The sequence below is a fragment of the Streptomyces sp. CA-251247 genome (genome assembly GCF_050952975.1).
In the GTDB taxonomy this organism is placed as follows: domain Bacteria; phylum Actinomycetota; class Actinomycetes; order Streptomycetales; family Streptomycetaceae; genus Streptomyces; species Streptomyces achmelvichensis.
The window spans coordinates 7,821,812-7,847,321 of sequence record NZ_CP191861.1 but is presented as its reverse complement, the minus strand read 5'-3'; the positions used below and the strand labels follow the sequence as shown (position 1 = coordinate 7,847,321).

Genomic DNA, 25,510 nt, shown 5'->3' with positions numbered 1-25,510 from the left:
CACTCGGCCGGGTCCGCAGCCAAGGGGGAGGCAGCTCATGAGTGACGCACGAGCCGAATTATCGCTGGAGAAGGTCTTTCTCTCGGACGTCGAGATCCACCGGCAGTCCCCCTTCGCCAAGGCCGCGGACCTACGGGCCCGGGTACTCTTCCACGTCCTGCTCTCCGACGTGCTGCTCATCGGGGACTCCCAATGCCTCAACACACCGCTGTTCCGCGCCCTGGTGGATCCACGCGAGGCCGAGGCCGCAGCGCGGAATGAAGCCGTACGGGCCGACCTGGGGACGCTTCTGGACGGCGGCCGTATCCGCGTGGCCCGCCGCGACGGCCAGAGCCTGGGCGCCGTCCGCGCCTCGCAGAAGCTGCGTGACGTGGAACATGTCCCGAGCGCCGGGTACGCCGAGGACATGGACCGCCGGACCGCCGCGCACCCCGTCTCCTATCAGCTCGACACCGTTGCCGCCGCCTTCAAAGCAGGGGTGCTCGCCCTGGTGGAGCAGGAGTTGCGCGACGCGGGCGGTGAGACGCGCAGGACGTTGGAGGCGGCCCACGCGTTCATGTCCGGCGAGAAGCCACTGTTCTTCAAGGCCATCAGGGACTGGGAAGACGCGTTCCGGGACGCTTCGGGCGGCCGGACACCCGAGGTGATTCTCGCGCTGGGCGCCGTCGACCGGGCGGCCGGGGAGGCGTACCGGCAGGCGCTGCCCACCGTGCTCGGCGCCTGCACCGCCGCACCCCGCGGCGCGCAGGCGGCCATCGGATCCTCCACCGCACGCGTCGTGCAGGAGCAGAACGCGCTGCCGGCCGGCATGCTCGACGAGTTCCTCCTCGGCCGGCTGCCCGTCGAGGTGTTCCTGGAAGCGACCGAGCAGCCGTCCCGCAACGCCATGGTCCATGAACTCGCTCTCCTGCGGCGGGGCGACGGTCCGGACCCGGCGCGACTCGGCGAAGCGGTCACCGAGTTCAGCGCCTGGATGCAGGAAGCCTTCATCCGTACGTTCCGTGACACGGACGAGCGTGCGCGAGAGGTCCTCGCCGGGAAGCAGAACCTGATGCGTTTCGCCGTCTCCGAGGACGAGACGACGGGCGCTCTCGGCGCGGGACTCGATGTGTGGTCGACGGACGGAACGAGGGAGGACTACCTCGACGTACAGGTCCTGGACCGCAGCGTCCCCGACGCGAACGGTGTCGCCGGCACGGAGCCGATGGACGAGCGGGGCATGAGGCGTCGTCTCGTCCAGGGATCCGCCGTCGGCGGTGCCAGGCCGTCCGCCGTGGCGTCAGCCGCCGTCTGACAAGCTGCCGGCGGCCAGCGCGAGCGCGAGGGCCGCCAGCGTCACCCCGCAGGTGACGCTGCCCTTCTGCAGCCAGGTCAGCACCTCCTCGCGACTGGCCCAGACCGGGTCCGTGACCGACTCCATCGCCTCCGGACGAGCGGTGGACGCCTCCGCGTCATGGACCTCCGCGGTGAACACGTGGACCCCCGTCTCGATGAGACCGGTGTCGGCATGGACCGTCCCGATTCGGCGCAGCAAGGAGGCGTCACAGGCGTAACCGGTCTCTTCGCGGAGCTCCCGGGCCGCGGCCCGGGCGGGCGCCTCGTCCGCGTCGCACCCTCCCCGGGGGAATTCCAGGGACACATCACCGATCGGGTAGCGGTACGTCGGGACGAACAGGTACCCGGCCGGCCCCGTGGGGACGACGACCACTCCGCTGTGGGACCACCGCCAGCGCAGGTACTGGCCCTCGACACCGGTGGGCGCCACCACCTCGTCGTTGAACAGCGTGCCGAACCGGTTGCCGAAGACCTCCACGGCCCTGCGGCGCCTGATCGGCTCGGGGACGGCCGGTGCATCCACTGCGTCATCCATCGGCGCGAGCGCTCCTGTCAGTCGGTGAGGCCGTCGAGCACGGCCTCCATCTCCCGCCAGGATGTACGTTCATCTGCGAATTCGTCGAGTTCGGCCGTGAGTTGCACCAGCACGGACAGCGCGGTCCGCTGCTGCTTGCGCAAGTGGGGCGACGCCTGCAGAGGCAGCACGGCCCTGCGCCGGACCGCCTCTTGCAGGACATCGTGCGCCTCGTGGAAACGGCCCGCCCTGATGAGCCACAGACCGTGCAACTGCAGGGTGTGAGGCAGTCGCGCCACATACTGTGCCGGCCGCCTCCTGGCCAGCTCCCGCAGCAGCGCGACCGCCTCGGCCGCCGTCACGAGAGCCTCATCCGTCAGCCCTGTCTTCATACGGCACTCGGCCAGCGTCTCCAGGCACTGGAGAAGTACATCCTGCCGCCGGGCACCGTCCGCGGCACTCTCGCACCGCAGAACACCCTCGGCGGCGTCCTCGGCCGCGCCGTTGACCTGCCCGTCCGCCAAGCGCAGCAACGCGAGCGTGCTCAGCGCCCAGGCGGTGTCCAGCAGCAGGTGCGGCCGCTGCGGGGCTTCCTCGTCCGCCAGGTTCCGATAGAGCGACACCGCCTCGACGTTCAACTCCAGGGCAGAGGCGGTGTCACCCGCCCTGTGGCGCAGCAAGCTCAGATTGTGCAGCGCGGCCGCGTGCGGCCGCTGGTGTCGCCCGGAACGCCGGACCAGATCACGAGCAAGGACGACCGCCTCATCGGCCACCCGCAATGCTTCAGAACCTCGTGCCGTCTCCTGCAGGCGCAGGCTGCGACTCATCAGACGGCGCAGCCGGACCAGCCTGTCCTCGTCGGTCGTCGTACCGTCCGGCGTCGTACGGTCGGGCACGGCGAGCAGCCGTTCCAGCACGAGGGCGGACACGCCGGACAGCCCGCCGGCGTAGCCGGGAAGCCGCGTCTCGACCTGCAGCAGCAGTGGGGTGTCGCATTGCTCCAGGGCGGGCCGGATCAACTCGGCCAGCGGTTCCGCATGGGGTACGCGCGCTCCCGTGACCGTCAACGCCGGTACCAGCAGCCGGGGGTTGATGCCCACAGCCTCACTCAGCGCCTCGTCGAGGATCGCGTGAGCCGGGTGGTCCATGACCCGCCCCACCGCGGTACAGCCGCGGGCGCGGGCCAGCACGTCGAGCGTCTCCAGAACCGTCTCGGCACGGGCGTCGTCGACACCAGGCACGTCCGCGCCGAGCACGGCCGCGAGATAGTCGGCGGCTTCGCCGCAGCTCTCCGGCTCCAGGAGCACCCGGCGCGCCAGGATCTCCCCCACGCGGTCCGGTTCCAGAACGGCCACCTGACTGCCCTGCGCCGGGTACAGCGCGCGCAGACACCCGTGGACGGCAGCCATGGAGGGGCTGCGGTCCGCGTCGGGAAAGGCGGCTTCATGGACACGCCGGAGCAGCGCGGTCAGCTCCCTCCGCTCGCGGCGACGCGCGAGTGTGGGGACGAGCAACAGCCCTTCCGCCATCAGTCGCCCGGTACGTCCCGCGAGGGGCCCGTCCGTACCCAGCCGGTCCTCCAACAAGGCGTGCCAGCCCTTGATCTCGTGCCAGCAGATGCGGGCCAGGGGATCCTCGTTCTCCGCCCAGGCTTCCCCCTGGCGCAGCGTGAGCACGGCGTCCAGAGCGGTGGCCAGTACCCCCAGCAGGGAGTCCTGCCGTCCGGCCGTACGTCCCAGACCGTCCGGCGCAGCGACCCACGCACAGTCCAGCTGCCTGGCGAACTCGCCGAACGCCTCCACGGCCAGCGACTCTGGCTCCCTGCCCTCGATGCTGTTCGGCAGCCTGTGCGCGCTCGCCTCACGCAACGCCCACTCCTCGATGTGCCGGGCCGCGAGCTCCTCCTGCAGCAGTTGCCGCAGCGGCGTCTCGGACCGGGCGAGGAGCAGGACGCGCAAAGTGGCGTCCTGCGGCCGGTGGCGGTGGATGTGCGCAAGGAGCTCGCAGACGTCGCTCACACGCGCCTGGGCGTAGTCGAAGACGACGAGTGCGGGGAAACCGGCCGCAAGCGCCGAGGTCATGTTCTCCAACCACCGCTCCTGGGCGAGCGGGTTGGTGAACACCTCGGCGAACCCGGCGACCCAGCCCTCCTCCCGCAGAAGCCCGCACAGCTGCGCCGACAGCCGGGTCTTGCCCGAGCCTCCCGGCGCGTAGAGCACGCGCAGCAGGTGATCGGGCGACTCGTGACACCACGAGACCAACTCCCCCAGCTCCGGCCTCTCCACGAACGGCATGGCACCACGCGACAGCATCTGCGCGGGCGTCGTGCCGCCGCCCTCGCTGCCGGGATCGGGTCCGAAGAGCTCCCTCTGCCTGCGCAGGCGCTCACCGACCGTGTCGAACCACGGTGTGCCGGGTCTGTGTGAGAGGCGGTTTCGCTCCAACAGCCCGGGAGAACACTGCTCCAGAGCGTCGATCGGGATGAGCCAGCCGCCGGACATCCCCTTCTCGTGCCGCGACGCCTTGAGCACCCCGCAGACACGTCCCGTGCCGGTGTCGAGCACCGGGCCACCGCTGAAGCCCTGCACCACTTGGTCCCACTGCAACCGTACGTACTGTCCGCTGCGGCCCGCGACCTGTAGGCGCAGGGTGTCGGGCTGGACACCCTGCTCCAGCGTGTGGCCGCTGAAGCCGTGGACCGATACCGAGGCCGACTGCAGGGGCTCGCTGTCGTCGAGCCACACCCCGCCCAGGTCGTGCGCCGGCTCGGCCAGCCGCAGTTCGGCCAGGTCCGGGAAGCCGTAGATGCTGCCCTCTCCCCGGGACTCGGGAACCATCCGCACCACGTCGACGGCGACACTCCGCCCCTCGACGAGGGCGACGAGACCCGCCGGATCACGGCCGGCGACAACATGGGCGCAGGTGATCACCGTGTCGGGGGTCACGACGAACCCCGAACCGCAGAAGGCACCGCCGGCCGTGATGCCGACCGTGTGCCGCTCGGTCAGAACCCGCAGCCGCTCCCGCGTTTCGTCACTCAGTCGCTCCGGCACCGTCATGAACACTCCCGTTGCACACCACTAACCGACTGGCTGATCCTCCCCCACCAGGGGCTGGGAAACGCCGTTGTTCGGGGGCGAGTTGACGCCTTAACCATCCCTCGCCCGCAGGCCGTTCAGCCGGCGAGGGAGGAGCAGCCCGCCGGGAGAAGACCTGGAGCCGAACGGGCCTTCGGTGAGTCGAAGCTGATCCTCCGTCAGAGCCGGGCGCTTCTGAAGCGCCTCTGCACATCCGACTCCGTTCGCCGCGCACCCGATGTGCGTTCATCGCTGTCGGGCCTCCCCTCAATCCGCCTTCACCCTCGTCCACTATTCACTCAGTACATATACGTGGTGCATACTGATCTGCATGACCACCCGTCACATTCTGCTGGGGCTCCTCTCCTCGGGGCCCAGCCATGGATACCACTTGAAGCGACGTCACGACGAGCGCTTCCCCGAGGCCCGTCCTCTGGCATACGGGCAGGTCTATACGACCCTGCAACGCCTGGTCCGGGACGGCCTCGCGGCGGTCGACGGCACCGCGTCGGACGGCGGTCCGGAGCGGACCGCGTACCGCACGACGGACGAGGGCACGCGCGAACTGGCCCGCTGGGCAGGTGAGATCGCACCCCCCGCACCCTTCGTGACGAACGAGATCTTCGCCAAGGTCGTCGTGTCGATCCTCACCGGCGGCGACGCGGGCGCTTATCTGCTGGCCCAGCGCGCTGCCCATATGGGGCGGATGCGGGAGCTCACGGCGGTCAAGACAGCCCCGGGTACGGACATGACGACCGTCCTCTCGGCCGACTACGCCCTCAATCACCTTGACGCCGACCTCCGTTGGATGACCACCACGGCGGCCCGGCTCACAACCCTGACCGCGGAGGTCTGCACAGCATGACGAACGGGACCACGAGACAGCCGCTGCTTGCGGCCCGCGACTTGGCGAAGGCCCATGGCAGGACCGAGGCCCTGCGCGGTGCCTGTGTCGAGCTGCGGGCCGGTGAGATCCTCGCCGTTACCGGGGCCAGCGGCAGCGGGAAGTCGACGCTGCTGCACTGCTTGGCCGGAATAGTCCGGCCGGACGCGGGCTCGGTGACGTACGACGGCGAGCGGCTGGACATGCTGCCGGAGAAGCGGCTGAGCGAGCTGCGCCGCACCGAATTCGGGGTGATCTTCCAGTTCGGGCAGCTGATCCCGGAGCTGACGGCCCTGGACAACGTGGCATTGCCACTGATGCTGGCCGGCACCGGCCGCACCGAGGCGCGGGCGCGCGCGGAGGCGCTTCTGGAGCGGTTCGGGGTGCGCGGACAGGAGGAACTCGGCCGGGCGAGATGAGCGGCGGGCAGGCGCAGCGGGCGGCGCTGGCCCGTGCGCTGGTCACCCGGCCGAGGGTGGTGTTCGCGGACGAGCCGACCGGGGCGCTGGACTCGCTGGCGAGCGAGCAGGTGATGACGGCGTTGGCTCACACGGCCCGGGAGTCGGGCACGGCGGTGCTGCTGGTCACGCACGACGCCCAAGTGGCGGCGTACGCGGATCGCGAGGTCCAGCTGCGGGACGGTGCCGTGTCGAAGCTGGAGGTGACGGCATGAGCGCGACGGCTTCGGACCTCCGCCTGGCTTGGCAGCTCGTACGCGGGTCCGACCGGCGGGAGTGGTGGAGGATCACACTGACGGCGGCGGGCGCAGCGCTCGCTACCGGTTTCGCGACGGTGGCCGCCACGCTCGCGTCCCTGCAGGGCAGTTACACCCTCTCCGTCTTCCACGGCCTCCTGGACCAACCCGGCACCCGTGCCGGGGTGATCAGCGGCCTGCTGCTGTTGTTGGTGCCGGTGCTGGGATTCCTCGGTCAGTGCGCCCGGATCGGCGCCGTGCACCGCGATCGCCGACTGGCCGGGCTGCGGCTGGCCGGGGCGACACTCTGGCAGGTGCGCCGGATCGCCGCCCTGGAGACCGGGCTCGCGTGTCTGCTGGGCTCGGCGCTCACCACCGCCTTCTCGGTGGTTCTCCTGCTGCGCCTGTGGAGCGGTCCGACGCCGTTGACCTGGGCGGGCCTCGCATTGGTCGCCGTCGGGGTACCGGTGCTGGGCGCGGCAGCGGGAGCGCTGGCACTGCGCCGGGTGGTGGCCTCGCCGCTGGGCCGGGTCCGCCGGGTGCACCCGAAGGCGGGCCGGGGACCAGGACTGTTGTCCCTGGGTGGTGGTCTGGTGATGGTGGCCGGGCTGGCGTCGCTCGCCATGTACGGCGGCCACATCTCCGGCAACCGGTTCGACTGGCGGACGCCGTTGACCATCCTGGGCCTCGTCGTCGCCCTCGGCGCCGGCGCGGTGTGGCTGTCCGGCGTCACGGCGCGACACACCGGGCGTCTGCTCGCCGCACGGGCCCGGACCGCGGCGCCGCTGATCGCGGGGGAACGGCTGCGCGACGATCCGTGGGCCGCGGCCCGGTCCCACGCCGCAGTGCTGCTGGTGACGCTCGTCGGGACGGTCTTCCTCTGCGTTCAGCACGCGATGCGCACGGAGCTGTCCAGTCGGGATCGTCTTGCCGCCGACATGGCGTACTACACCACCGGTCTCGACCTGACCGGGGCCGCCATCCTGGTCGCCCTCGCGATCACTCTCTCCGGGCTCGCGGTGGGCACCGCGGAGTCACTGGCCTCCCGCCGCCGGGGCCTGGCGGCCCAGGTGGCGGCCGGCGTGCAGCGCCCGGTCCTGAACTGCGCCCTCCTCCTGGAGACAGCCCTCCCCCTCGCCCCCGGCTTGCTCCTGGCGGGCGCCGGAGGCATGGCGATCGGCGTCTCGTACTCCACGGCCACCGGTGTCGGATCAGTGCCGTGGACCGCCCTGCTGGTCGCGCCCGTTATGTACGCGTCGTGCCTGCTGGCGGCGGCGACGGCGTTGCCCCTTCTCGGACGCTGGGCGGGGCCGGGGGAGCTGCGGTACACATGACAGCGCACCATCAGAGCGGACGGTGACGACCACTTGCCGACCTGGGTGGGGGCATGCCCGCCCGCTTGCTGAACTGCCCGACCCGACCGTCGTCGATCCGGACTCCTGTCGCTTCTGATCACTCAAGCATGTGCGTTGTCCCGACCGAACTCAGGCATCGCGCACGACTTCCGCGTCATTGGGGCCCTCTTCGGGCTGGTTTCCAGCATTGTTCCGCACAGCCCGGACCGATCGCTGGTCGATCAGTCTGGCGGCGAGCAACTCCCTTACGCGTTCGGCGTCCTGAGGCGAGCTCAAGCCTCGCTTGGGCAGCATCAGCACTCCGGCTCCCCACACGTCCGGGGTGAGCAGCACGAAGACCCTACGGCCCTCGGCCCAGCGTCCGTAGAACTCCCAACCGGTGTGGTTCGTATGGCGCGCGGACACGGTGCTGATCCCCGATGGGTCGACCGTGACGCGATGTTCGCCCAGGTGCCTGGCGTATCCGAGCAGGCCCAGAGCCATCAGCCAGCGGCAGGCGATGGCGATGACGACGACGGTCACCATCAACTGCAGCACCCCCAGGGCCGGGGAGTCGGTGCCCTTGACTGCAACGTTGATCGCGATCACCAGGCCGAGGAAAATGCCCACGCCCCACAGAACGCGAAAAGCCCACCGGCCGGCCGGGCTGTGCCGCATCTGAAGTTTCAACCCGTCAGATATCTCCCGCAGTGTCACCGTGTACGTCAACTGAACGGATACGTCGGCGGTCATACGCCCTCCCCAGAGCTGGTGGAAACGGATCGTACTGGTAGGCGATCAACCGCTCATCCCACCTCAGCCGGATCGCCCCTCTCAGCCAGGTTGTGGCCCCACACACTCGGCGCCACCGGGAACGCACTACTGACAGGTCCTCATAGGACCACACCCACGTCGGCAGCCGGCCCCGGAGAGCGCAGGGCCTACGGTGCTGACTCACCGCAGGCCCTGCTTCGGGGTACCGCACTCAACGAGCCAGCCCGGCAAAGGTCAGCCGGCCGGCTCCATCATCGCGCCGGTCACGGGACTTGGTTGCCGACCCCGTTGGCTGTCAGGGCGCCGGCCCAGATGCGCAATCGGTCCAGGGTGCCGGAGAGATAGTCGCCGTCGGCTGCGCGGCCCACGGTCACGTTGCCCGTTCCCTGCGTCTGCGAGGTGTGTCCGGCTTGGGGAGATGTCGCCTGGGCAGAGGTTCCGATGTAGAGCTTCAGTTTGCCGGACGTGTCCGACGGGTCATCGGCGATCGCAGCGGCGTCGTAGGTGCCGGTGAGATCGATCAGCGTGTCGAAGTCGGTCATCACGTCGTTCGCTTGGGCCTCGATACGACCTGTCACGTTGCCGGCCGCGTCAACCGCGGTACGGACAAAGCTCCATAGGGAGACGTCTGTGTCGAGTTTGGTCAGTACGAGCGCCCAGGACGAGGTGCCTGCGAGGTTCTGGGCAGCCACAATTCCGCGGTAGCCGACCGGCTTGGACGCCCAGTCCGTACCGTTCACACTCACCCGAGCCGACACGGTGAATGAGCCCGTTTCGTCCACGACCGGTCCGGAGGCGTCGGCGTAGCCCCGTATTCCGTCGAGGACCAGTCGGCCTTGTCCCATGCTGTCCGGCAGGAGTTGTGCTCCCTCGGGCGACAGGTTGAGGGCGGTTCGGCTGTAGCGGCTGTAGTCCTTGATGGTGTTGCCGGTGGTGGCCGGGCCGGCGTTCCAGTCCGCGACGAGCGTGGTGGCCGGCTCGGATTCGTTCTCGAGGTCTGAGACCAGACGTAGGTCCCTCGGTCGGAGTGCCCTTTGCCAGACTGCTGCTTCGTCGATGTAGCCGTGGAAGTACCGCTGGTGGTGGCCGTTGGCCTTGGTCCTGCCTATCTGCAGTCCTCTTGCCGACGTCCAGGGCCGGTAGGCCGAGGTCGCTGTGGAGAGGGTTACCGGCTGCCCCTGGGGCCGGCCGTTGACGAACAGCTGGATGGTGTCGTTCGTCGTGTCTGTGTCGCGTTTGGTGTCGAAGACTCCGGCCAGATGGGTCCATACGCGAGCGGGCGGTTGCGCCGCGTCGCCGTAGGAGACGACATCCGACGTGTGACGGCGGTCCTGGGCACCTCGGCCGAAGGCCCACTTCTTGTGCTGGGCGGAGTAGGACAGCTCGAAGGCGGCGTCGTGGGTCCCGGGTGCGGAGAGTACGACTTGGTCGGACGTCGTGTCGGCGAGATAGGCCCAGGTCGAGACGGTGAACGATTCGCCGGTGTTGATGGGCGGCCCGGCTGTTGTTGCGTACGCCTTTGGCTTGCGCAGGCCGGTGCTGTTCAGGTCGAGTGAATAGTCGTCCTCGCCGCGTCGGGCCCGGTCCGACCAGGTGGCGCCGCCTTTGAGTGCCGCGTCATGGCGCTCCGTGCCCTCGGTGGCGGTGTCCTTCGTCGTGGTCCCTGTTCCGTTTGAGGGACGGTCCGCGAACTGCCACTGTCCGACCGCGCCGGGCGCCTGCTTCACCATGAAGAGGAAGGACGTCGAAGGGCCCCAGCGTTCGCCCCAGTCCCTGGCCTGTACTTCCAGGACCTGAAGGCCCGCAACGGATGGCACTGCGGTGTACGGCGGCGGTTCAGCCCCGTTGACGACGACGGCTCCCATCTGGTCGATCAGGCGCACCCGGTAGCCGGTGACGTCGGTGCTTCCTGTGTCCGCGTCGACATCGGCCTCGTTCGGCCGGAAGGTGAACAGCCCGGGCAGCCCGGGCTCGCCGCGCCCGACACAGTCGTTCGCGGTGCACTCCGTGTACGGACCCTGGCTGGTGATCCGGGGTGGTCCTGGTACTGGATCGTCGGCTGCATCGCCCGTTGCTCCGAAGGCCGGCGATGTCAACAGCCCTGCCAGCAGTGTGGCGCCTGCGATCGCGGCCCACGCGGGCGTGCTTCTCCGTCTGTGTCCGGGCACGTTTGTCTTTCCCCTCCCATGGGCCTCCCCAGGCCCCTCGTGAACGGGCGACTGTACGAGGCCCGTCGGCGCACCCTAGCCCGGGGATGGGATCCGATTCGATCTTTTATGCGCTCAGGCATGAGGTGGGCAGGTGCCTGCTGTTGGGCGGCCCTGAAAGAGGTCAACGAGCCGTCGGATGAGCGGCGTGGCGGTTGCCCGGAGTCAGCCGGCGCGCTGTGTGGTCGTCTCGGCCTGGACGGGGATCTCGGGCAGGGGGACGGTGCAGGACGCGCAGCGTCGGGCGTGGGCCGGGACGGGGCTGAGGCATTCGGGGCAGTCGCGCTTGGGGGCCTGAACGTCTTGGTGGGGGGCGAGGCGCTCGTGGAGTTTGTTGATGGGCAGGACGACGAGGAAGTACAGGGCTGCGGCAAGGAGCAGGAAGCTGATGGCGGCGTTGATGAAGGCGCCGTAGGGGAACTGGGTCGCGCCGAGCGTGAAGTGCTTGCGGCTCATGTCGCCGGTGGCTCCCGTGGCCAGTCCGACGAGTGGGGTCAGGAATGCGCCGACGAAACCGTTCACGACAGCGGTGAATGCGGCGCCGATGACGATGCCGACGGCCAGGTCGACCACGTTGCCGCGCAGGATGAAGCTGCGGAAGCCTTTCATCTTTTGGTTCTCCTCTCCGGGGCCCGCGGTGTCACAGGTGGGGGCGTGTGGGCGCGGGACGGGGTGTGCCTGCCCTGTCCGGCTGCCCCGGGAGGCGGGAGTGAATGTGTACGGTCTCGTTTCCGGCCGCGGTCCGCGCGTGGACACCGGCGATGCCCTGGGCCCGTGGCTGCAGCTCCGTGGCGCTCGGCTACCTGCGGCGCACCGTCGCGCGCTCTCGATCGCGGGCCGGAACGCGCCGAAATCTCATAACGTACACCGCTTGGCTCCCGTCAGGTCACAGTTGTCCGCAATAGCCGCAGAAGTCTTTACAAGCCTGTGGGCTGCTGCGAGGGTCAACTCCCGCATGGGCGTTGCCGTGGGACGCGACGCCCTTTCCGTGGGGGGACAACAACATGATCCGTCGCTTTGCTCTGTCCGTCTTCCGCCGTCCGGTCCGGCTCAGATCGCGGGGTCTGATTCTGCTGGCGCTGACGGCGACGCTGGTGGCTCTGCTGCCGCTGTTCACTTCAGGTGGCCGGGCGAGTGCCGGGCCGGGGGCATTGCCGATGGCAGATCCGACGGCGCCGCCGCCGGCGCCGCATCACCAGGCCGCGCCTGCTTCCGCCATGGAGCCGGCTGCGCCGACGTTGCCGCGCGACGGGTGGACGGCGACGGCGAGTGATCACGAGACGGTGCGGGGAGATCACCGTCCTCTTCGGGTACTGGACGGCGATCCGAACACGATGTGGCACAGCCGGTGGTCGCCGACCGCTGCCGCGTTGCCGCACAGCATCACCATGGACATCAAGGAGACGGCGGTCCTCTCCGCGCTCGTCTACCGGCCCCGGGCAACCGGGACCAACGGCCGGATCGGGGAGTACGCGATCCACCTGAGCGCTGACGGTGTGGCCTGGGGTGCCGCTGTGGCGACGGGCACGCTGGCCGACGACGCCACGGTCAAGACGCTGAGCTTTGCGCCGAAGGGCGCCCGCTTCATCCGGCTGACCGCGACGACTGAGGCAGGTGGCCGCGGCCCCTTCTCGAGTGCCGGCGAGATCAACCTGCTGGGCGATCCGGGTACCGCCGCTTCTGTCGTCGATCTGCCGCGCGAAGGCTGGACGGCATCGGCAACCAGCTTCGAGACGGCACGGGGGGCGCACGCTCCCGCCGCTGCGCTGGACGGTGATCCGGACACCCTCTGGCACAGCAGGTGGTCACCGACCACAGCGCCGTTCCCGCACAGCATCACGATCGACATGAAGACGGCGCGGCCGGTGTCCGCGCTCTCGTACGAGCCGCGGCGCATCGGTATCAACGGCCGGATCGGCGCCTACACGGTCACCACCAGCCTCAATGGCACCACGTTCAGTACGCCGGTGGCGAGCGGCAGTTGGAAGGACGACGACACGCTGAAGGGCGCCACCTTCACCCGCGCGGTCACCGCCCGCTATGTGCGGCTGACCGCGACGAGCGAGGCCGGCGGCCGTGGACCGTGGTCGTCGGCGGGCGAGATCCGTGTCAGCGGACCCGCCGCGCCCGCCGCGCACGGCGTGTGGGGCAAGGTGACGGGCTTCCCGCTGGTGCCGGTCGCCACAGCGGTGCTGCCGAACAACAAGATGCTGGCATGGTCGGCGTACGGCATCGACCGTTTCGGCGGGAGCAACGGCTACACCCAGACCGCGATCATGGATCTGGCGACCGGCCGGGTCACGCAGCGACGCGTGGACAACACCGGGCACGACATGTTCTGTCCCGGCATAGCGGTCCTCAAGGACGGCCGCGTGCTGGTCACCGGCGGCTCCAACGCCGAGCGGGCAAGCATCTACGACCCCGCCACCGACGCGTGGGCCTCCACGTCGGACATGAACATCGCCCGCGGCTACCAGGCGATGACCCTGCTCTCCACCGGCGATGCCTTCGTTCTCGGCGGATCATGGAGCGGCGGCGGCAGTGCAAAGGGCGGAGAGGTCTGGTCATCGGCGAACGGCACATGGCGCAAGCTCAGCGGTGTACCGGTCACCACGACCATGACCGCCGATCCACGCGGCGCCTACCGCGCCGACAACCATCAGTGGCTGCACGCCACCTCGAACGGTCGGGTGCTGCACCTCGGCCCGAGCAAGCAGATCAACTGGATCTCCACGAGCGGCAACGGCACCATCACCGCGGCCGGCCGTCGCGCGGACTCCCCGGACGCGATGAACGGCAACGCGGTCGCGTACGACATCGGGAAGCTGCTCACACTGGGCGGTGCGACGGCGTACGAGAATGTGAAGGCGACGCGGCGGGCGTACACCGTCGATCTCAACGGGGGCGGCACACCGATCAGTTCGCGTACCGGGGACATGGCCTATGCCCGCGCCTTCGGCAACAGTGTGGTGATGCCGGACGGCAAGGTGGCCGTGTTCGGCGGGCAGTCGTTCCCCGTGCCGTTCAGTGACGCGACCTCGGCGATGACGCCGGAGATCTGGGACCCGGCGACGGGCAAGTTCACGCGGATGGCGTCGATGGCGGTGCCGCGGAATTATCACAGTGTCGCCAACCTGCTGCCCGACGGCCGCATCTTCACCGGCGGCGGCGGACTGTGCGGTGCGTGTGCCACGAACCATCCCGACGGGGCGATCTTCACGCCGCCCTATCTCCTCAACGCGGACGGCAGTGAGAAGACCCGTCCGGTGATCACCGGCGGTGTCCCGGCCCGAGCGGCGAACGGGACACAGCTGGCCGTGACGACCGACGCCGACGTCTCCTCGTTCGCACTGGTGAGAGCGGGGGCTGCGACGCATTCCACGGACAACGACCAGCGCCGCGTGCCGCTGACGTTCCGTCAAACAGGTGCGGGGGCGTACGACGTCACGGTTCCGGCCGATCCGGGGGTGGCGCTGCCGGGCACGTACTTCCTGTTCGCCCTGAACGCCGAAGGGGTGCCCAGCAAGGCAAGGATGCTCACCGTCGGCTGACAGCCGGCGTCTGCGGGCGCCCGGTGCCACCCGGTCTGCGGGTGGTGCCGGGCGCTCGGTCGTCCCACGAAGGGGTGAACCGAGCGGCCGGCCGGGGGGACCGGTCAGGTGCGGTCGTGCGGGTCACCGTGCCCTGATACGGGCCTGGCCGGCCGCAGCGTCATGCCGGGCTCCGGCACGGGGGCGATGGGTGCCAGGCGGCGGGACGGGGCGCGTCGCAGCCGCCGGATGGGCGTGACCGCGATCAGTGCCGCCGCGCAGCCGGCGCTGATCACGGCGGCGGCGAGCAGCAGTTCGTGGACCCCGACCAGGGAGCTCGCCGGTCCGGCGATCATCTGCCCCAGCGGGACGGCGAGGATCGATCCGGCGATCTCGTACGCGGAGACCCGGTTGAGCCGGTCCTCGGGGATCTGGGTCTGCACGGTGGTGGCCCACTGCACGCCCCAGAAGGCCCAGCCGATCCCGCTGACCGCGTAGCCGAGCAGGAGCAGCGGCAGCGCCGGGACCAGGGCGGCCGTGAGCGGCATCAGAGGGAAGAGAAACATGGCTACGGCACCGCCGAGCAGCGGCCGGGCGGGGCGGATACGGATGGCGAGGAGACCGCCGACGGCGCAGCCGGCGCCGAACGCGGCCTCGGCGTAGCCGAAGGCGGCGGTACCGTGCGCGCCGGTGACGGACGCGGCACCGAGCGGGGTCAGCGGGCCCCAGACGAAGACGCCGAGGACCCACCAGATGAGGATGACCGCCCACAGCCAGGAGCGGGAACGGAATTCGTGCCAGCCGGTGCGCAGGTTCTCCCATGTGGAGGTCGTGCGGTCGGCGGTGAACGGCGGCAGCCGCAGGGCCAGCAGGGACAGTCCGCTGGCGGCGAAGGTGGCAGCGGTCGCGGCGAACGCCCAGGCGGGTGCGGCGGCCGCGACGAGCAGTCCGGCGCCCGCGGGACCGGCCATGGTGGAGATCCCCTGGCCGACGCGGAGGACGGCGTTGGCCTTCTGCGCGTCTGCGGCGACCTGCGGCACCATGCCGTTGACCCCCGGCTGGAACATCGCCGTGGCCAGACCGCCCAGCGCGGTCGCGGTCACGATGAACCACAGCGGGGGCAGGCCGACCGCGACGTACCAGGCGAGGGATGCGATGAGCAGGAACCGCACCGCGTCGGCGGCGATCATCACCGGCCGGGGGTGGAACCGGTCCGCGAGAACCCCGCCGAACACCACGAACACCGCGAAGGCAGCCATCCACGCACCGAGGGCGAACCCGACCGCGCTCACCCCGTAGCCGAGGGTGAGCATCGCCACCGAGAGGGCGACCGGCAGCATTGCATCGCCCAGCATCGACGCGATGCGGGCGGTGAAGTAGAGCGTGAAGTTCCGTGTCCACAACGGAGGTTGCGCGCCTACGGAGTCGCTCATGCTGCTGGTTCCTCCCCCGAGCCCCGCGCAGCCGGCCGGCCTGCCCGTCCGCGCAGCACAGAATCGTAAGCGCGGCCGCACCGGACGGGACAGCGGTTTTTTTGCGCGTACGCCCGCCGCCGCACCCGGATGCAGCCTCCGTGGTCGGGTGGCGGATGGGGTGGGGGGACCTGCCGGTTCGCAGGTGGGGCGGACTGTCCAGCACAATGGCTCCGCAGTCCACACGCCTTTGACGAGAGGAAGCGCCGTCGTATGGCCGGCAACGCAGAAATGGTGGCCTTCATCGAAGCACGGCTCGCCGAGGAGGAGCGGGTCGCGCTGGATGCCGGGGGCGCGAGCTGGCGGTGTCCGGCGGATGTCCCCGGGGAGGTCCACGACCGGACGTCCGGGATCGCCTTCACGATCAGGGACGCCGGCTACGACCGGCACATCGCACTCCAGGACCCCGCCCGCACGGTGGCCCGCATCGAGACCAACCGGGTCCTGCTCAGCGAGTACGTCGAGATCGCGGAACGGGACACCGACCGCCCGGAGGAGGACTTCACGTCCGGTCGCGCCGTCGGCCTCGGCTTCGCGGTCCGGCAGCTGGCCGCCGAGTACGCCTCGCATCCCGACTACACCGCGAAATGGCTTCCCCGCTTCATCCGCTAGCCCTCACTGGGGCCGGGCCGGGCCGGGGATGCGCCGAGGGCCCCGGCGCCGGGCGGCGTGGGGCCCTCGGGGTGCGGATCGCGGTCAGGCGCCGGGCTCGTTGATGTTGACCATCCACCCGATGCCGAACTTGTCCGTGCACATGCCGAACACGTCGCCCCACATCTGCTTCTCCAGCGGGACCGCGACGGTGCCGCCGTCGGAGAGCTTGTCCCAGTAGCCGCGCAGTTCGCCCGGGTCGTCGCCGCTGAGGCTGACCGCGAAGTTCGTGCCGGGCGTGTAGTCCATGCCGGGAGGGGTGTCGGCTCCCATGAGGGTGAAGCCGGCGGGGGTTTCCAGCTGGCCGTGCATGATCTTGTCGGCGAAGCCGGGCGGCGCCTCGCCACCGAAGTCGCCGAAGGTGTGGGCCGTCAGGGTGCCGCCGAAGACGGCCTTGTAGAACTCCAGGGCTTGCTTGGCGTCACCGGTGAAACTGATGTACGGGTTGAGTCGAGAGGCCACAGCATGATCCTTTCGTGACGGTTTGTCAGGAATGCAGCGTAGCCCCGGCCGGCCCCGCGGGCAGGGTTCTGCGCTCCTCTCGTGGAACCGCGTCCTGGTGTGTGCCGAGGGCGGCGCCGCGGACGCTGCCGGCGTAGGCCGCGGCCGGGTCAGGAGGCGAGATCGCGCGCCCGGCCGGCGGCCGCCGCGACGGATCCCCGGTGCAGGGGGCCGTGGCCGGGGAGGAGGGTGTCGCCCGCCACGCCCTCGATGGTCCGCAGGGAGGCCAGAGCGCGCTCGCGGTCGGTGTCGAACATGGCGGGAAGCAGCTGCGGGCCCTTCAGCGGTGAGGTGGGATGGCCGCTGACGAGGGCGTCTCCCGAGATGAGGATCCCTGCCTGCGGCAGTACGTAGCAGCAGTGCCCTGCCGTGTGTCCCGGGGTGTGGAGGGGGACGGGACCCCCGGGCAGGTCGAGCGGGCCCGGGGCGGGAAACGCTCGCGGCGCCGTGACCCGCGTGTCGGTGGTACCGCCCGAGCGCAGGGCATGTACCGCCCACGGCAGGACACCGGGGCGCCACGCGTTGCGCAGCACGGTGGTGATGCCGACCTGGTGCAGGAACTCCCGGCGTGCGTGCGGCACTTCCGCCTCGTGCAGGAGAACGGGCGTTCCGAAGGAGCGGCTGAGATGTTCGGCGGATCCGATGTGATCGTTGTGCGCGTGCGTGACGAGGACGGCCCTGACCGACTCAGGTGCGTGACCGACCTCGGCCAGCGACGCGAGCAGAAGGTCACGGTCGCCGGGATAGCCGCAGTCGACGAGTGTGGCCTCGTCGCCTTCGCTGAGGATGACCCAGTTCGTGTTGCTGCCGTGGACCAGGTGGACCCCGTCGGCGACCTGGACGAGGGAATGTGGGCGCATGACCGGCCTGCTCTCCGGGAGGGGGGATGGCGGTAGGGCGGGGCTCTGCTCAGGCGGGCCGGCCTGCGAGATAGAACGCGAGGACCGGCGGGAGGTGCGTGGACCACTCCCGCACGCGTGCCTGCCGCTTCGCGCTCACCCGGCATTCGTAGAACGCCCCGTTCGCGTGCACGACACCCACCGTGAGGCACGTACCGCGCACGGTGTGGTGGACGGTGCGGATCTCCGGCCAGGCAAATGCGGCATGCCGGCCCTCCTGGTCGAAGCAGATCCCCTGGGGATCCACGAGGACCGCGTTCTTCGTGTCGGCCGCCGCGAACTCGGGCCCTGCGGCGGGCGCGTGCGCCGCCATGGGCGCAGGCGCGGGTGCGGGCGGTACGGGCGCAAGGGGTACGGGCGCAAGGGGTACGGGCGCAGCCGCGGGGGCCGGTCCGGGCGGCGGCGTGGGCTCGTACGGGGCGCCGAAAACACCGGTGGGCGGAGGAACCGTGCCGGGCGCGCCGACCATCGGCGGTGCTGCCGTGGCGAGCGGCGGGACGGGGGACGCGGGTGCGGTCGTCGGTGCGGGCGCAGGCGTCGGTGCCGGTGCCGGTGCCGGTGCCGGTGCCGGTGCCGGTGCCGGTGCCGGTGCCGGTGCCGGTGCCGGTGCCGGGACTGTCTCCCGGGGCCGGTCCAGATCCGCCCCCGGCATCAGCTTCGCCATCGTTCGGCGCAGCTCCTCCTCGGTGCGCGCCTCGTACAGCGGCAGCATCATGGGGCTGGAGCCGAACTGCCACACCGCGCCGGTGCGTTTGACGACGATGTCCGGGCCGTTGCCGTAGGTCATCGCGGACGTGACGCCGTCGTGGTACGCGTCGGGCTGGGTGTCGACCGACCAGGCGAACCCGAGGTCCCGGATCCGCCGGTCGGCATGGCGCGGCCCGTACCGCGCGCTCACCCATGCAGCCAGGTGTCGAGAAGTCAGCACGCCCCGACCCTATGCCGTGTCCCCGGCGGCCCCGCCCGCGCCCTGGGTGAACGCGGCGACGACACGGTCGGTCATGTCCTCGCGGGGGCTCAGCGGAGTGGGGGCGTAGGAGAGCACGAAACGCCGCTGGTGGTCGCGGGTGGAGAACATGCGGGTGCGACAGCCGTACCACTCCCCCGTCTTGCCCCAGAACGTCACACCGTTCACCGTGGCCTTCTGCAGTCCCATGGAGTAGCGGGCAGCGCTGCCGTCCAGCATGCGCACACTCGCCGGCGGCAGTGTGAACAGCTTCTCCGTCATGAAGCGCGGCAGCAGCAGTCCGCGAAACAGTGCCTCCAGGAAGCGGGACAGGTCGTCGACGCTGGAGACGAGTTCGCCCTCACCCCAGCTCGAGGAGGGGTTGTAGACGGTGATGTCGCGCAGAGAGGTGTCGCTCATGCGCAGATATCCGTGCACGTGGCTGCCGTGCAGCCGCGGGTCGTCCCCGGGCAGCAGGGTTCTCGTGAGGCCCAGCGGGCGAAGGAGGGCACGTCGGATCTCCTCTCCGTAGGGCCGGCCGCTCAGGCGCTCGATGAGAAGGGCGAGCAGGACATAGTTGATGCCCCGGTACTCCTGCACGGTGCCCGGCGGGAACTTGAGCGGTCCGTGGGTCACGGTCGCCACCAGCTGGTGCGGCGTCCACCGGTCGTGCCGGTGGTGCAGCACATCTTCCGGTGTGCGCAGGTCCGGCAGTCCCCGGTGGTCGGGCAGGCCGCTGGTGTGGTGCAGCAGCTGGGCGACGGTGATCCGGGCCTGCTCCCGCGGGAGCAGGCCCGGCAGGTAGCGTCCGATCGGGGCGTCGAGTTGCACTTGGCTACGACCTGCCATCTGCAGGACCACGGTCGCCACGAACACCTTGGTGACGCTGCCGGCGCGGAACGCGTCATCCGGCCGTACGGCACGGCCCGTTGAAATGTCGGCCACTCCCGCCGAGCCGTACCAGCAGCCCTTCGTGCCGGTGACGCGCAGCTGCGCGGCGGTCGCCGGCGGGCGGGTGAGGTCACCGATGGCGGCGCGCAGCACGTCCGGGCGCAGCGGAGGGATGCGTGCGGCGCCGGCAGCTTCGGCGGCTTGGTGCTGCGCACCGGTCCGGGTATCTGCCCGGGCGTGGGTGCTTCCGGCCGCGCCGAGGAGGGCTGCGGCCGCGGCGCCGCCGACGAGGGAGCGGCGCGAAAGGGGCTGGGATGTCATGGAGTTCATGGTGTCGGCGCGATGCCGGCGGGCCATCAGGGATGTCCCGCACGCCTCCCCCGACCGGACCAGGACCCCTCCCCCAGGCACCTCCGCCGAGCCCTGTCTCCCGTACCGCGGCTGCCGCGATGTCGTGGCCCGGGAGGAAGCGGCCGTGCGGAGAACGGCTCGGCCAGGACGAACGCGCCGTTTAATCGCGCCAGTTGGGGCAGACGTCAAGCATTAACGATCTTGGAAATGTGGGGGCAGCAACATGACGGTACCTGCGCGTCGGTCACGGTTGGTGCGGCGCCGGCCGGCATTCAGCCTGCGTCAGACGGCACTCGGTTTCGGCCTGGTGGCGTCGCTGGTCTGCGGCGGCGGGCTGATGCTCAAGACGCTGGTGAAGTCATCGGGCGCCCATGGACTGCTGGGCATTGCGCTGGCGGCCGGTGCGGTTGTCGTGGCGCTCGCCGCGGTCCGGCGGATGCGACACCGGCGCCGGCACCCGGCCGGGGGTGTCCGGGCGACAGCCTGCGCCGACGGGGGCCTACCGCAGCGACCGGGACCGGCAGCGCATGTCCTCGCGCCGGGGACACAGGAGGTCTGCGGCGAGGGCGACTCGGGAACGGTGGACGGGGCGGAGCAGGAAGCCTCGCTGCTGGGCTTGTTGGACCCGGCCGCCTTCGAGCAGGCCGTGGCGGCCCTGTGCGAACGCGACGGCTGCCGTGACATCGAGGTCGTCGGGGGTGCGGGCGACCTCGGGGCAGACGTGGTGGCAACAGCGCCGGACGGACGGCATGTCGTCATCCAGTGCAAGCGCTACGGCCCCGTGAACAAGGTGGGGTCGCAGGACGTCCAGCGGTTCGGCGGTACGTGTTTCGCCGTGCACGAGGCCCAGGTCGCGGCGGTGGTGACCACGGGTGGGTTCACCCTGCCGGCGACCGAGTACGCCGAGCAGTGCGGGATCGTCTGCTTCGACGCCGACGCCCTTGCCGCCTGGGAGGACGGCACCGGGCCGGCGCCGTGGGATGCGGAGATGGCCGCTGATCCGGACGTGGCCGGCGGCTGAGCGCAGCACCGGGCCGTCCGGGCAGTCGGACCACCTATACGGCTGCCGGCCGGCCCGTGGCGCCCGGCAGCCGCGTCAGACGGCCGACCGCGCTGTCCTACGGATCCGCGTCCGGGGTTTCGAGAGCTCGCAGCACCCTGGCCGCCGCCCAGCGAACGCCGCCCGAGGCATCCGACGTCAGCGCGGTGAGCACGCTGATCGCCTCGTCGCCGCCCGGCGGGAGGGCGCCGTGTTCCTCGGCGTACCGGCCGAGTCCGATCGCGGCCTGGTAGCGCACGTCGTCGTCCGGGTCGCTCAGATACGTCAGGAAGAGACGCCCGTCGGCCTCGTCGGTGTCGTCCAGCAGGGAGAGCGCCGTCGCCCGGACATCGGGTGCGGCCTCTTCCAGCAACCCCCGTACCCGCGGCAGGACTTCGGGATAGCTGCGCAGAGCGCTGCCGGTGTGCCAGAGCACCTGCGGATCGCTCACCAGGCAGTGCATCAGCGCCTCGACCGCCCTGCGGCGCTCCGCCGGGGGCAGTCGGTGGTGACCGAGGCCGCCCAGGCCGGTGAGAGCCCCGGAGCGGACCTGCCTGTCCTCGTCGTTCAGGAGCGGGAGCAGCAGGTCGAGGGCTTTGCGGTCGCCGAGTTCGCCGAGGGCCTTGGCCGCTGCCGCCTGGATCGCGGGGTGGCAGGGCCACTGGGTGAGGACGGACCTGATCTGGCGGACGGCGGTCGGGGTGCCGATGTCGGCCAGGACGTCCACGGCGACCGGGCCCACGTCGGGATGGTCGAGCCACGGCAGCGCTGCTGCCAGCAGCCGGCGCTCGCCCAGCCGTCCGAGGGCCCGCAACAGCCGGCGTGCGACATCCGGGTGCCGTTCGTCCTGAAGGACCGTCAGCAACAGTGCGGCCGTTCCTCGTTTCTTGAGGTCGACCAGTTTGCCCACCACCGCCTCCCGTACCTCGGGGGCAGGGTTGTGGAGGCCTTCACGCAGGGAGTCGCGCAGCCGGTGCGTATCGCGGGCGGGCAGCATCTCCAGCGCCCGCGCACGGGCCGCGCCGGGGCCCTGACGGGCGGTGTGCAGCACTTCGGCCCGCAGATCGTCGTCCATCTGCGTCGCCACCAGGCCCCGGGCGTGCCCCCAGATCCGCCAGTCGGGGTCGCCCAGCAGGAGCACCAGGGCCTTACCGTCACCGATGGCCTTCAGCCGGGTCAGTCCGGTCAGGGCGTTGAGCCGGACGTATCGGTCGGGGTCTCGCAGCAGGCGTCCGAAGGCGTCGGTGACGGCCGGGCCGGTCAGCTCCAGCAGGCGGGCGGCGACCGAGGCGCGGCGCCGGACCTGGGCATCGGCATCCCGCATCAGAGCGATCAGGACCTCGTCCGCCCCGGGTGCGCCGAGACGGCCGAGGCCGAGCGCGGCGGCCGCGCGCACCGCGGGATCGGTATCGCGGCCCGCGTGGATGAGCGCCATCACCTGCTCGGTCCGCCCGATCCGCCCCAGCCCCTTGGCGGCGGCGGCCCGCCGCCACGGCTCGGGCGCCGCGAGCTCCCGCAGGAAGAAGGCGATCTGATGGTCAGCCCCCATGGTGTTTCCCCCTTTGGGAGAAGAGACGTTCAGGGGGCGTGGGGGTTGCGCGGCCTCGGGCACTTTCCACAGCAGGGGCACGCGGTCAGTCGTTGCGCTCACCCGGTGGCTGCCGGCTCAGGAGGTGTTCGGCCGCCTCCACCGCCTGTCCCGTGAGTACGTCCCGGCCGACGCCCCAACTCTCCTGCCAGTCCTCCAGGTCGAGCGCGCACGCGACGAGGGGCTGAAGCTCTTCGGGCCAGTCGAGGTCATCGGCGATGTCGGCCCAGATCAGATGAGTGCCGACGGCGGGGTCGAGGGTTCCGTCCGCGATCCGGCCGGCCATCCCATAGGCGATCGCCCAGTTCGCGGCGCGAGGGTCGGCCGGCAGGTCGACGAACAGCCCCAGTTCCTCCAGCACCCGGTCGAAGTGCTCCGATGCTTCCGGTTCCTCCCGGCGTCGGAGACCGGCCAACGTGACCAGTGAGGGACTCTCGACACCGGCGACGAGGCCGTCCAGCCCCGCCTGGATGAGACGGTCGGATCCGACCTGCCTGCCGAGCGCTCTCTCCAGCGCGAAGATGCGGAATTGCTGAAGAGCGTCGTCGGGAGTCATGGGGGTCCTCATCGTCCTTCCTGACCCGTATTTCCCGGCCGCTGGACGGGGGCTTCGGTGCATCGGCGGTCTGGGCACCTTTCCACAGCCGTCATCGCTGCCGCCATCGAGTTCCCGCGCACCCCTGAATCGAGGTCGGCAGTCGCGCCCGGCCCGGCACGGGCCGCCCCGGCGGCGCCTTACGTGCTTCGATGAAAGGGTGACGGTCTTCGTCGGCACCTCGGGCTGGCAGTACAAGGACTGGCGGGATGTCCTGTACCCCGAGGGCGTGCCCCAGCGACTGTGGCTGGAGGAGTACGCATCCGGGTTCGCGACCGTGGAGAGCAACAACGCCTTCTACCGGCTGCCGTCCCGGGAGACCTTCGCCCAGTGGCGCCGGCGCACCCCCGAGGGCTTCGTCATGGCCGTGAAGGCCAGCCGCTATCTGACCCACATCAAACGGCTGCGGGAGCCGGAGGAGCCGGTCGCGCGGCTGATGGAACACGCCGCCGGGCTCGGTGACCGGCTGGGGCCGGTGCTCCTGCAACTGCCGCCGACCCTGAAGGCCGATGCCACCCTGCTCGACGACTGCCTGCGCTGTTTCCCGGCCGGTACACGCGTCGCGGTCGAGCCGCGCCACGACTCCTGGTGGGTTCAGGAGGTCCGTGCGGTCCTCGAGGCACGGGGCGCCGCCCTGTGCTGGGCGGATCTGCGCTCCCGGCCCGCAGGACCGCTGTGGCGGACCTGCGACTGGGGCTATCTGCGGCTGCACGCGGGCCGGGCCCAGCCCTGGCCGCGCTACGGAAGGCAGGCACTGGCGACCTGGGTACGCCGGCTGACCGACGCCTGGCCCGGCGCGTGCGATGTGTACGTGTACTTCAACAACGATCCGGGAGGGGCCGCTGTCCGTGACGCCGTGGCGTTCGCCCGGCTCGCCGACGCAGCCGGGGCACACGTCACCCGCACCCCACACGGGCTGGCATCCGGTGCCGGGGAAGAGGGCTGACCGGCACAGGATGCCAATATCGACCCCCCGGGCAGCACTGGCCCGTCACCTCTGGACAAATCACTTCTGGCCCGGTTTGTATGGATGCCACGTCGGAATGTCGAGCGGTCGTCCGACACAGGCCACGGCCTTGGGCGACGGCTGTCACGCGCCACACCACGGCGCACATGCGGGAGGCAGTCACATGGACATCACGACGACTGCCGGGCCGGGCCCGGGGCACGCCGTAATGAAACTGACCGGAGAGCTGGACATCTCCACCGTCGGAGACATCCGCGCGGCACTCGCCGCAGCAGTCACCGCATACCGCCAGGTCGTCATCGACCTCACAGACCTCGCGTTCTGCGACTGCTCCGGCATCGGCGCACTCGTCGCCGCGAAAAACTCCGCCGCCCGCCGCGGCACCCACCTCACCGTGCGCAACATCCCCGACCACCTGACCCGGCTCCTCCACATCACCGGCACCCCACTGACCGCCACACCCGACACAGGGCCGGCCATCGGCGGCGCCGCCCGCCACTTCCCCCAAGGCACCGCCGCCTGACCCGGCCGAGAACCCACCAGTCGGGCACCCGGACCCCCGGTTCCGTGACCCAGGCGCACCGATGCGCTCAGAGCACCCGGTCGGAGACCTTCGTCATCGCGACGAGCCAGGCCCGGATGCCCGCCGGATCCAGAGTGAACTCGATCGTCGCCGGTTCGAGGGAGTCGATCCGCAGCGTGTCGGCAAAAGCGGCAGTGATGTCGTGCCGCGTCAGCCGGTGCGGCCCGTGTGCTCCGGGACTCCCGGGTTCCCGGTCGCTGAAACACAACAGGAAGTAGCGGCCGCCGGGGCGCAGCGCGGCGTGAAGGCCCCGGGCGAAGGCGGCTCGGTCGTCCGGATCGAGCATGTGGAACAGGCCCGAGTCGAGAACGGTGTCGAACTGCTCCCCCAGGTCGTCCAGTCTCCGCGCGTCGTGGTGGAGGAAGCGGACGGTGGCGCCGCGTCGACGCGCCTTGTCCTCCGCGACCCGTAGCGCAGCGGCCGCCAGGTCCACGCCGGTGGCGTCGAGGCCGAGGTCGTGGCACATGAGGACGTGCTCCCCGGTTCCGCAGCCGATGTCGAGCACTCGCCCCCGGATGGCGCCTGATTGCGCAAGCGCGAGAAACGCCTGCTGCGGTCGTCCGATCTCCCACGGTGGCCGGACGGCGTACAGGTCGTCCAGCCACTGCCAAGTGTTCGTGGCACCCGCGTCGTCGTGCGATGGCGATCCGGCCATACTCGCGACCTTCCGTCACTGCCG

21 protein-coding genes and 1 pseudogene are annotated in these 25,510 nt (G+C 70.6%); 9 read left to right on the top strand and 13 right to left on the bottom strand.

Annotation, left to right across the window (positions count from 1 at the left end):
• The first annotated feature begins 37 nt into the window (after positions 1 to 37).
• On the top strand, positions 38 to 1,294 hold the full coding sequence (locus ACQPWZ_RS35035; protein ID WP_433573505.1) for a hypothetical protein: 1,257 nt from the start codon (positions 38 to 40) through the stop codon (positions 1,292 to 1,294).
• On the opposite strand, the gene ACQPWZ_RS35030 is transcribed toward ACQPWZ_RS35035, so the two are convergent.
• Entirely contained in the window at positions 1,280 to 1,870 is a 591-nt protein-coding gene (locus ACQPWZ_RS35030; protein WP_340477443.1) for an NUDIX domain-containing protein, read from the bottom strand. The two genes, ACQPWZ_RS35035 and ACQPWZ_RS35030, sit on opposite strands and share 15 nt — an antisense overlap.
• A gap of 17 nt (positions 1,871 to 1,887) precedes the next feature.
• Positions 1,888 to 4,908, bottom strand: a complete 3,021-nt coding sequence (locus ACQPWZ_RS35025) for a trypsin-like peptidase domain-containing protein (RefSeq protein ID WP_433573504.1) — start codon at positions 4,906 to 4,908, stop codon at positions 1,888 to 1,890.
• 349 nt (positions 4,909 to 5,257) lie between these two features.
• Here ACQPWZ_RS35025 and ACQPWZ_RS35020 point away from each other — a divergent pair, with 349 nt between their 5' ends.
• The 3 genes and pseudogenes from ACQPWZ_RS35020 (at position 5,258) to ACQPWZ_RS35010 (ending at position 7,837) form a co-directional block, all read left to right on the top strand.
• Positions 5,258 to 5,791: a PadR family transcriptional regulator gene (locus ACQPWZ_RS35020; RefSeq protein WP_433573503.1), complete on the top strand. Its 534-nt coding sequence runs from the start codon at positions 5,258 to 5,260 to the stop codon at positions 5,789 to 5,791.
• A pseudogene (locus ACQPWZ_RS35015) lies at positions 5,788 to 6,482 on the top strand (ABC transporter ATP-binding protein). Before ACQPWZ_RS35020 ends, ACQPWZ_RS35015 begins: the two are co-directional and overlap by 4 nt.
• Positions 6,479 to 7,837 carry an ABC transporter permease gene (locus ACQPWZ_RS35010; protein WP_433573502.1) on the top strand — a complete coding sequence of 453 codons (1,359 nt, stop codon included), beginning with the start codon at positions 6,479 to 6,481 and terminating at the stop codon, positions 7,835 to 7,837. The pseudogene ACQPWZ_RS35015 and the gene ACQPWZ_RS35010 overlap by 4 nt, the downstream one beginning before the upstream one ends.
• A 150-nt stretch (positions 7,838 to 7,987) precedes the next feature.
• Here ACQPWZ_RS35010 and ACQPWZ_RS35005 read toward each other — a convergent pair whose 3' ends face one another.
• The 3 genes from ACQPWZ_RS35005 to mscL all read right to left on the bottom strand — a co-directional run bounded on the left by ACQPWZ_RS35005 (position 7,988) and on the right by mscL (position 11,427).
• The gene (locus tag ACQPWZ_RS35005; RefSeq protein ID WP_433573501.1) at positions 7,988 to 8,590 is read right to left on the bottom strand and encodes a YcxB family protein; all 603 of its coding nucleotides are present in this window, start codon (positions 8,588 to 8,590) and stop codon (positions 7,988 to 7,990) included.
• A 284-nt stretch (positions 8,591 to 8,874) separates the two neighbouring features.
• On the bottom strand, positions 8,875 to 10,779 hold the full coding sequence (locus ACQPWZ_RS35000; RefSeq protein ID WP_405575261.1) for a LamG domain-containing protein: 1,905 nt from the start codon (positions 10,777 to 10,779) through the stop codon (positions 8,875 to 8,877).
• A 204-nt stretch (positions 10,780 to 10,983) separates the two neighbouring features.
• Complete coding sequence (mscL, locus tag ACQPWZ_RS34995) at positions 10,984 to 11,427, bottom strand: large conductance mechanosensitive channel protein MscL (RefSeq protein ID WP_340477436.1); 444 nt, start codon at positions 11,425 to 11,427, stop codon at positions 10,984 to 10,986.
• Positions 11,428 to 11,822: 395 nt separating this feature from the next.
• On the opposite strand from mscL, the gene ACQPWZ_RS34990 reads away from it, so the two are divergent.
• Positions 11,823 to 14,369 (top strand): discoidin domain-containing protein, encoded by a 2,547-nt coding sequence (locus ACQPWZ_RS34990; RefSeq protein WP_433573500.1) that lies wholly within the window; start codon positions 11,823 to 11,825, stop codon positions 14,367 to 14,369.
• A gap of 104 nt (positions 14,370 to 14,473) precedes the next feature.
• Here the strand turns inward: ACQPWZ_RS34990 and ACQPWZ_RS34985 are convergent, their stop codons facing one another.
• Positions 14,474 to 15,781: an MFS transporter gene (locus ACQPWZ_RS34985; RefSeq protein ID WP_433573499.1), complete on the bottom strand. Its 1,308-nt coding sequence runs from the start codon at positions 15,779 to 15,781 to the stop codon at positions 14,474 to 14,476.
• Positions 15,782 to 16,033: 252 nt separating this feature from the next.
• Here ACQPWZ_RS34985 and ACQPWZ_RS34980 point away from each other — a divergent pair, with 252 nt between their 5' ends.
• Positions 16,034 to 16,432 carry a DUF6221 family protein gene (locus ACQPWZ_RS34980; protein WP_340477430.1) on the top strand — a complete coding sequence of 133 codons (399 nt, stop codon included), beginning with the start codon at positions 16,034 to 16,036 and terminating at the stop codon, positions 16,430 to 16,432.
• 84 nt (positions 16,433 to 16,516) lie between these two features.
• Here ACQPWZ_RS34980 and ACQPWZ_RS34975 read toward each other — a convergent pair whose 3' ends face one another.
• The 4 genes from ACQPWZ_RS34975 to ACQPWZ_RS34960 form a co-directional block, all read right to left on the bottom strand.
• Complete coding sequence (locus ACQPWZ_RS34975) at positions 16,517 to 16,933, bottom strand: VOC family protein (protein ID WP_340477429.1); 417 nt, start codon at positions 16,931 to 16,933, stop codon at positions 16,517 to 16,519.
• A gap of 149 nt (positions 16,934 to 17,082) precedes the next feature.
• Positions 17,083 to 17,832, bottom strand: a complete 750-nt coding sequence (locus ACQPWZ_RS34970) for an MBL fold metallo-hydrolase (RefSeq protein ID WP_433573498.1) — start codon at positions 17,830 to 17,832, stop codon at positions 17,083 to 17,085.
• Positions 17,833 to 17,881: 49 nt separating this feature from the next.
• Positions 17,882 to 18,799: a hypothetical protein gene (locus ACQPWZ_RS34965; RefSeq protein ID WP_433573497.1), complete on the bottom strand. Its 918-nt coding sequence runs from the start codon at positions 18,797 to 18,799 to the stop codon at positions 17,882 to 17,884.
• Positions 18,800 to 18,808: 9 nt separating this feature from the next.
• Positions 18,809 to 20,029, bottom strand: a complete 1,221-nt coding sequence (locus ACQPWZ_RS34960; protein ID WP_433573496.1) for a serine hydrolase domain-containing protein — start codon at positions 20,027 to 20,029, stop codon at positions 18,809 to 18,811.
• 253 nt (positions 20,030 to 20,282) lie between these two features.
• Between ACQPWZ_RS34960 and ACQPWZ_RS34955 the strand changes: the two genes are divergently transcribed.
• Positions 20,283 to 21,080, top strand: coding sequence for a restriction endonuclease (locus ACQPWZ_RS34955; RefSeq protein ID WP_433573495.1), 798 nt, complete (start codon positions 20,283 to 20,285; stop codon positions 21,078 to 21,080).
• A 97-nt stretch (positions 21,081 to 21,177) separates the two neighbouring features.
• On the opposite strand, the gene ACQPWZ_RS34950 is transcribed toward ACQPWZ_RS34955, so the two are convergent.
• Positions 21,178 to 22,647, bottom strand: a complete 1,470-nt coding sequence (locus tag ACQPWZ_RS34950) for a HEAT repeat domain-containing protein (RefSeq protein ID WP_433573494.1) — start codon at positions 22,645 to 22,647, stop codon at positions 21,178 to 21,180.
• A gap of 85 nt (positions 22,648 to 22,732) precedes the next feature.
• Positions 22,733 to 23,242: a hypothetical protein gene (locus ACQPWZ_RS34945; RefSeq protein WP_433573493.1), complete on the bottom strand. Its 510-nt coding sequence runs from the start codon at positions 23,240 to 23,242 to the stop codon at positions 22,733 to 22,735.
• A 199-nt stretch (positions 23,243 to 23,441) separates the two neighbouring features.
• Here ACQPWZ_RS34945 and ACQPWZ_RS34940 point away from each other — a divergent pair, with 199 nt between their 5' ends.
• Positions 23,442 to 24,227, top strand: coding sequence for a DUF72 domain-containing protein (locus ACQPWZ_RS34940; RefSeq protein WP_433573492.1), 786 nt, complete (start codon positions 23,442 to 23,444; stop codon positions 24,225 to 24,227).
• Between the two features lie 10 nt (positions 24,228 to 24,237).
• Positions 24,238 to 24,771: an STAS domain-containing protein gene (locus ACQPWZ_RS34935; RefSeq protein ID WP_433573491.1), complete on the top strand. Its 534-nt coding sequence runs from the start codon at positions 24,238 to 24,240 to the stop codon at positions 24,769 to 24,771.
• A 67-nt stretch (positions 24,772 to 24,838) separates the two neighbouring features.
• Here ACQPWZ_RS34935 and ACQPWZ_RS34930 read toward each other — a convergent pair whose 3' ends face one another.
• Positions 24,839 to 25,486, bottom strand: coding sequence for a class I SAM-dependent methyltransferase (locus tag ACQPWZ_RS34930; protein WP_433573490.1), 648 nt, complete (start codon positions 25,484 to 25,486; stop codon positions 24,839 to 24,841).
• Positions 25,487 to 25,510 lie beyond the last annotated feature (24 nt).

What these genes read in the sequence shown, in the direction of transcription:
- ACQPWZ_RS35035 (WP_433573505.1), top strand. Translation starts at nt 38, where the DNA reads ATGAGTGACGCACGAGCCGAATTATCGCTGGAGAAGGTCTTTCTCTCG.
- ACQPWZ_RS35030 (WP_340477443.1), bottom strand. Translation starts at nt 1,870, where the DNA reads ATGGATGACGCAGTGGATGCACCGGCCGTCCCCGAGCCGATCAGGCGC.
- ACQPWZ_RS35025 (WP_433573504.1), bottom strand. Translation starts at nt 4,908, where the DNA reads ATGACGGTGCCGGAGCGACTGAGTGACGAAACGCGGGAGCGGCTGCGG.
- ACQPWZ_RS35020 (WP_433573503.1), top strand. Translation starts at nt 5,258, where the DNA reads ATGACCACCCGTCACATTCTGCTGGGGCTCCTCTCCTCGGGGCCCAGC.
- ACQPWZ_RS35010 (WP_433573502.1), top strand. Translation starts at nt 6,479, where the DNA reads ATGAGCGCGACGGCTTCGGACCTCCGCCTGGCTTGGCAGCTCGTACGC.
- ACQPWZ_RS35005 (WP_433573501.1), bottom strand. Translation starts at nt 8,590, where the DNA reads ATGACCGCCGACGTATCCGTTCAGTTGACGTACACGGTGACACTGCGG.
- mscL (WP_340477436.1), bottom strand. Translation starts at nt 11,427, where the DNA reads ATGAAAGGCTTCCGCAGCTTCATCCTGCGCGGCAACGTGGTCGACCTG.
- ACQPWZ_RS34990 (WP_433573500.1), top strand. Translation starts at nt 11,823, where the DNA reads ATGATCCGTCGCTTTGCTCTGTCCGTCTTCCGCCGTCCGGTCCGGCTC.
- ACQPWZ_RS34985 (WP_433573499.1), bottom strand. Translation starts at nt 15,781, where the DNA reads ATGAGCGACTCCGTAGGCGCGCAACCTCCGTTGTGGACACGGAACTTC.
- ACQPWZ_RS34980 (WP_340477430.1), top strand. Translation starts at nt 16,034, where the DNA reads ATGGCCGGCAACGCAGAAATGGTGGCCTTCATCGAAGCACGGCTCGCC.
- ACQPWZ_RS34970 (WP_433573498.1), bottom strand. Translation starts at nt 17,832, where the DNA reads ATGCGCCCACATTCCCTCGTCCAGGTCGCCGACGGGGTCCACCTGGTC.
- ACQPWZ_RS34960 (WP_433573496.1), bottom strand. Translation starts at nt 20,029, where the DNA reads ATGACATCCCAGCCCCTTTCGCGCCGCTCCCTCGTCGGCGGCGCCGCG.
- ACQPWZ_RS34955 (WP_433573495.1), top strand. Translation starts at nt 20,283, where the DNA reads ATGACGGTACCTGCGCGTCGGTCACGGTTGGTGCGGCGCCGGCCGGCA.
- ACQPWZ_RS34950 (WP_433573494.1), bottom strand. Translation starts at nt 22,647, where the DNA reads ATGGGGGCTGACCATCAGATCGCCTTCTTCCTGCGGGAGCTCGCGGCG.
- ACQPWZ_RS34945 (WP_433573493.1), bottom strand. Translation starts at nt 23,242, where the DNA reads ATGACTCCCGACGACGCTCTTCAGCAATTCCGCATCTTCGCGCTGGAG.
- ACQPWZ_RS34935 (WP_433573491.1), top strand. Translation starts at nt 24,238, where the DNA reads ATGCCAATATCGACCCCCCGGGCAGCACTGGCCCGTCACCTCTGGACA.
- ACQPWZ_RS34930 (WP_433573490.1), bottom strand. Translation starts at nt 25,486, where the DNA reads ATGGCCGGATCGCCATCGCACGACGACGCGGGTGCCACGAACACTTGG.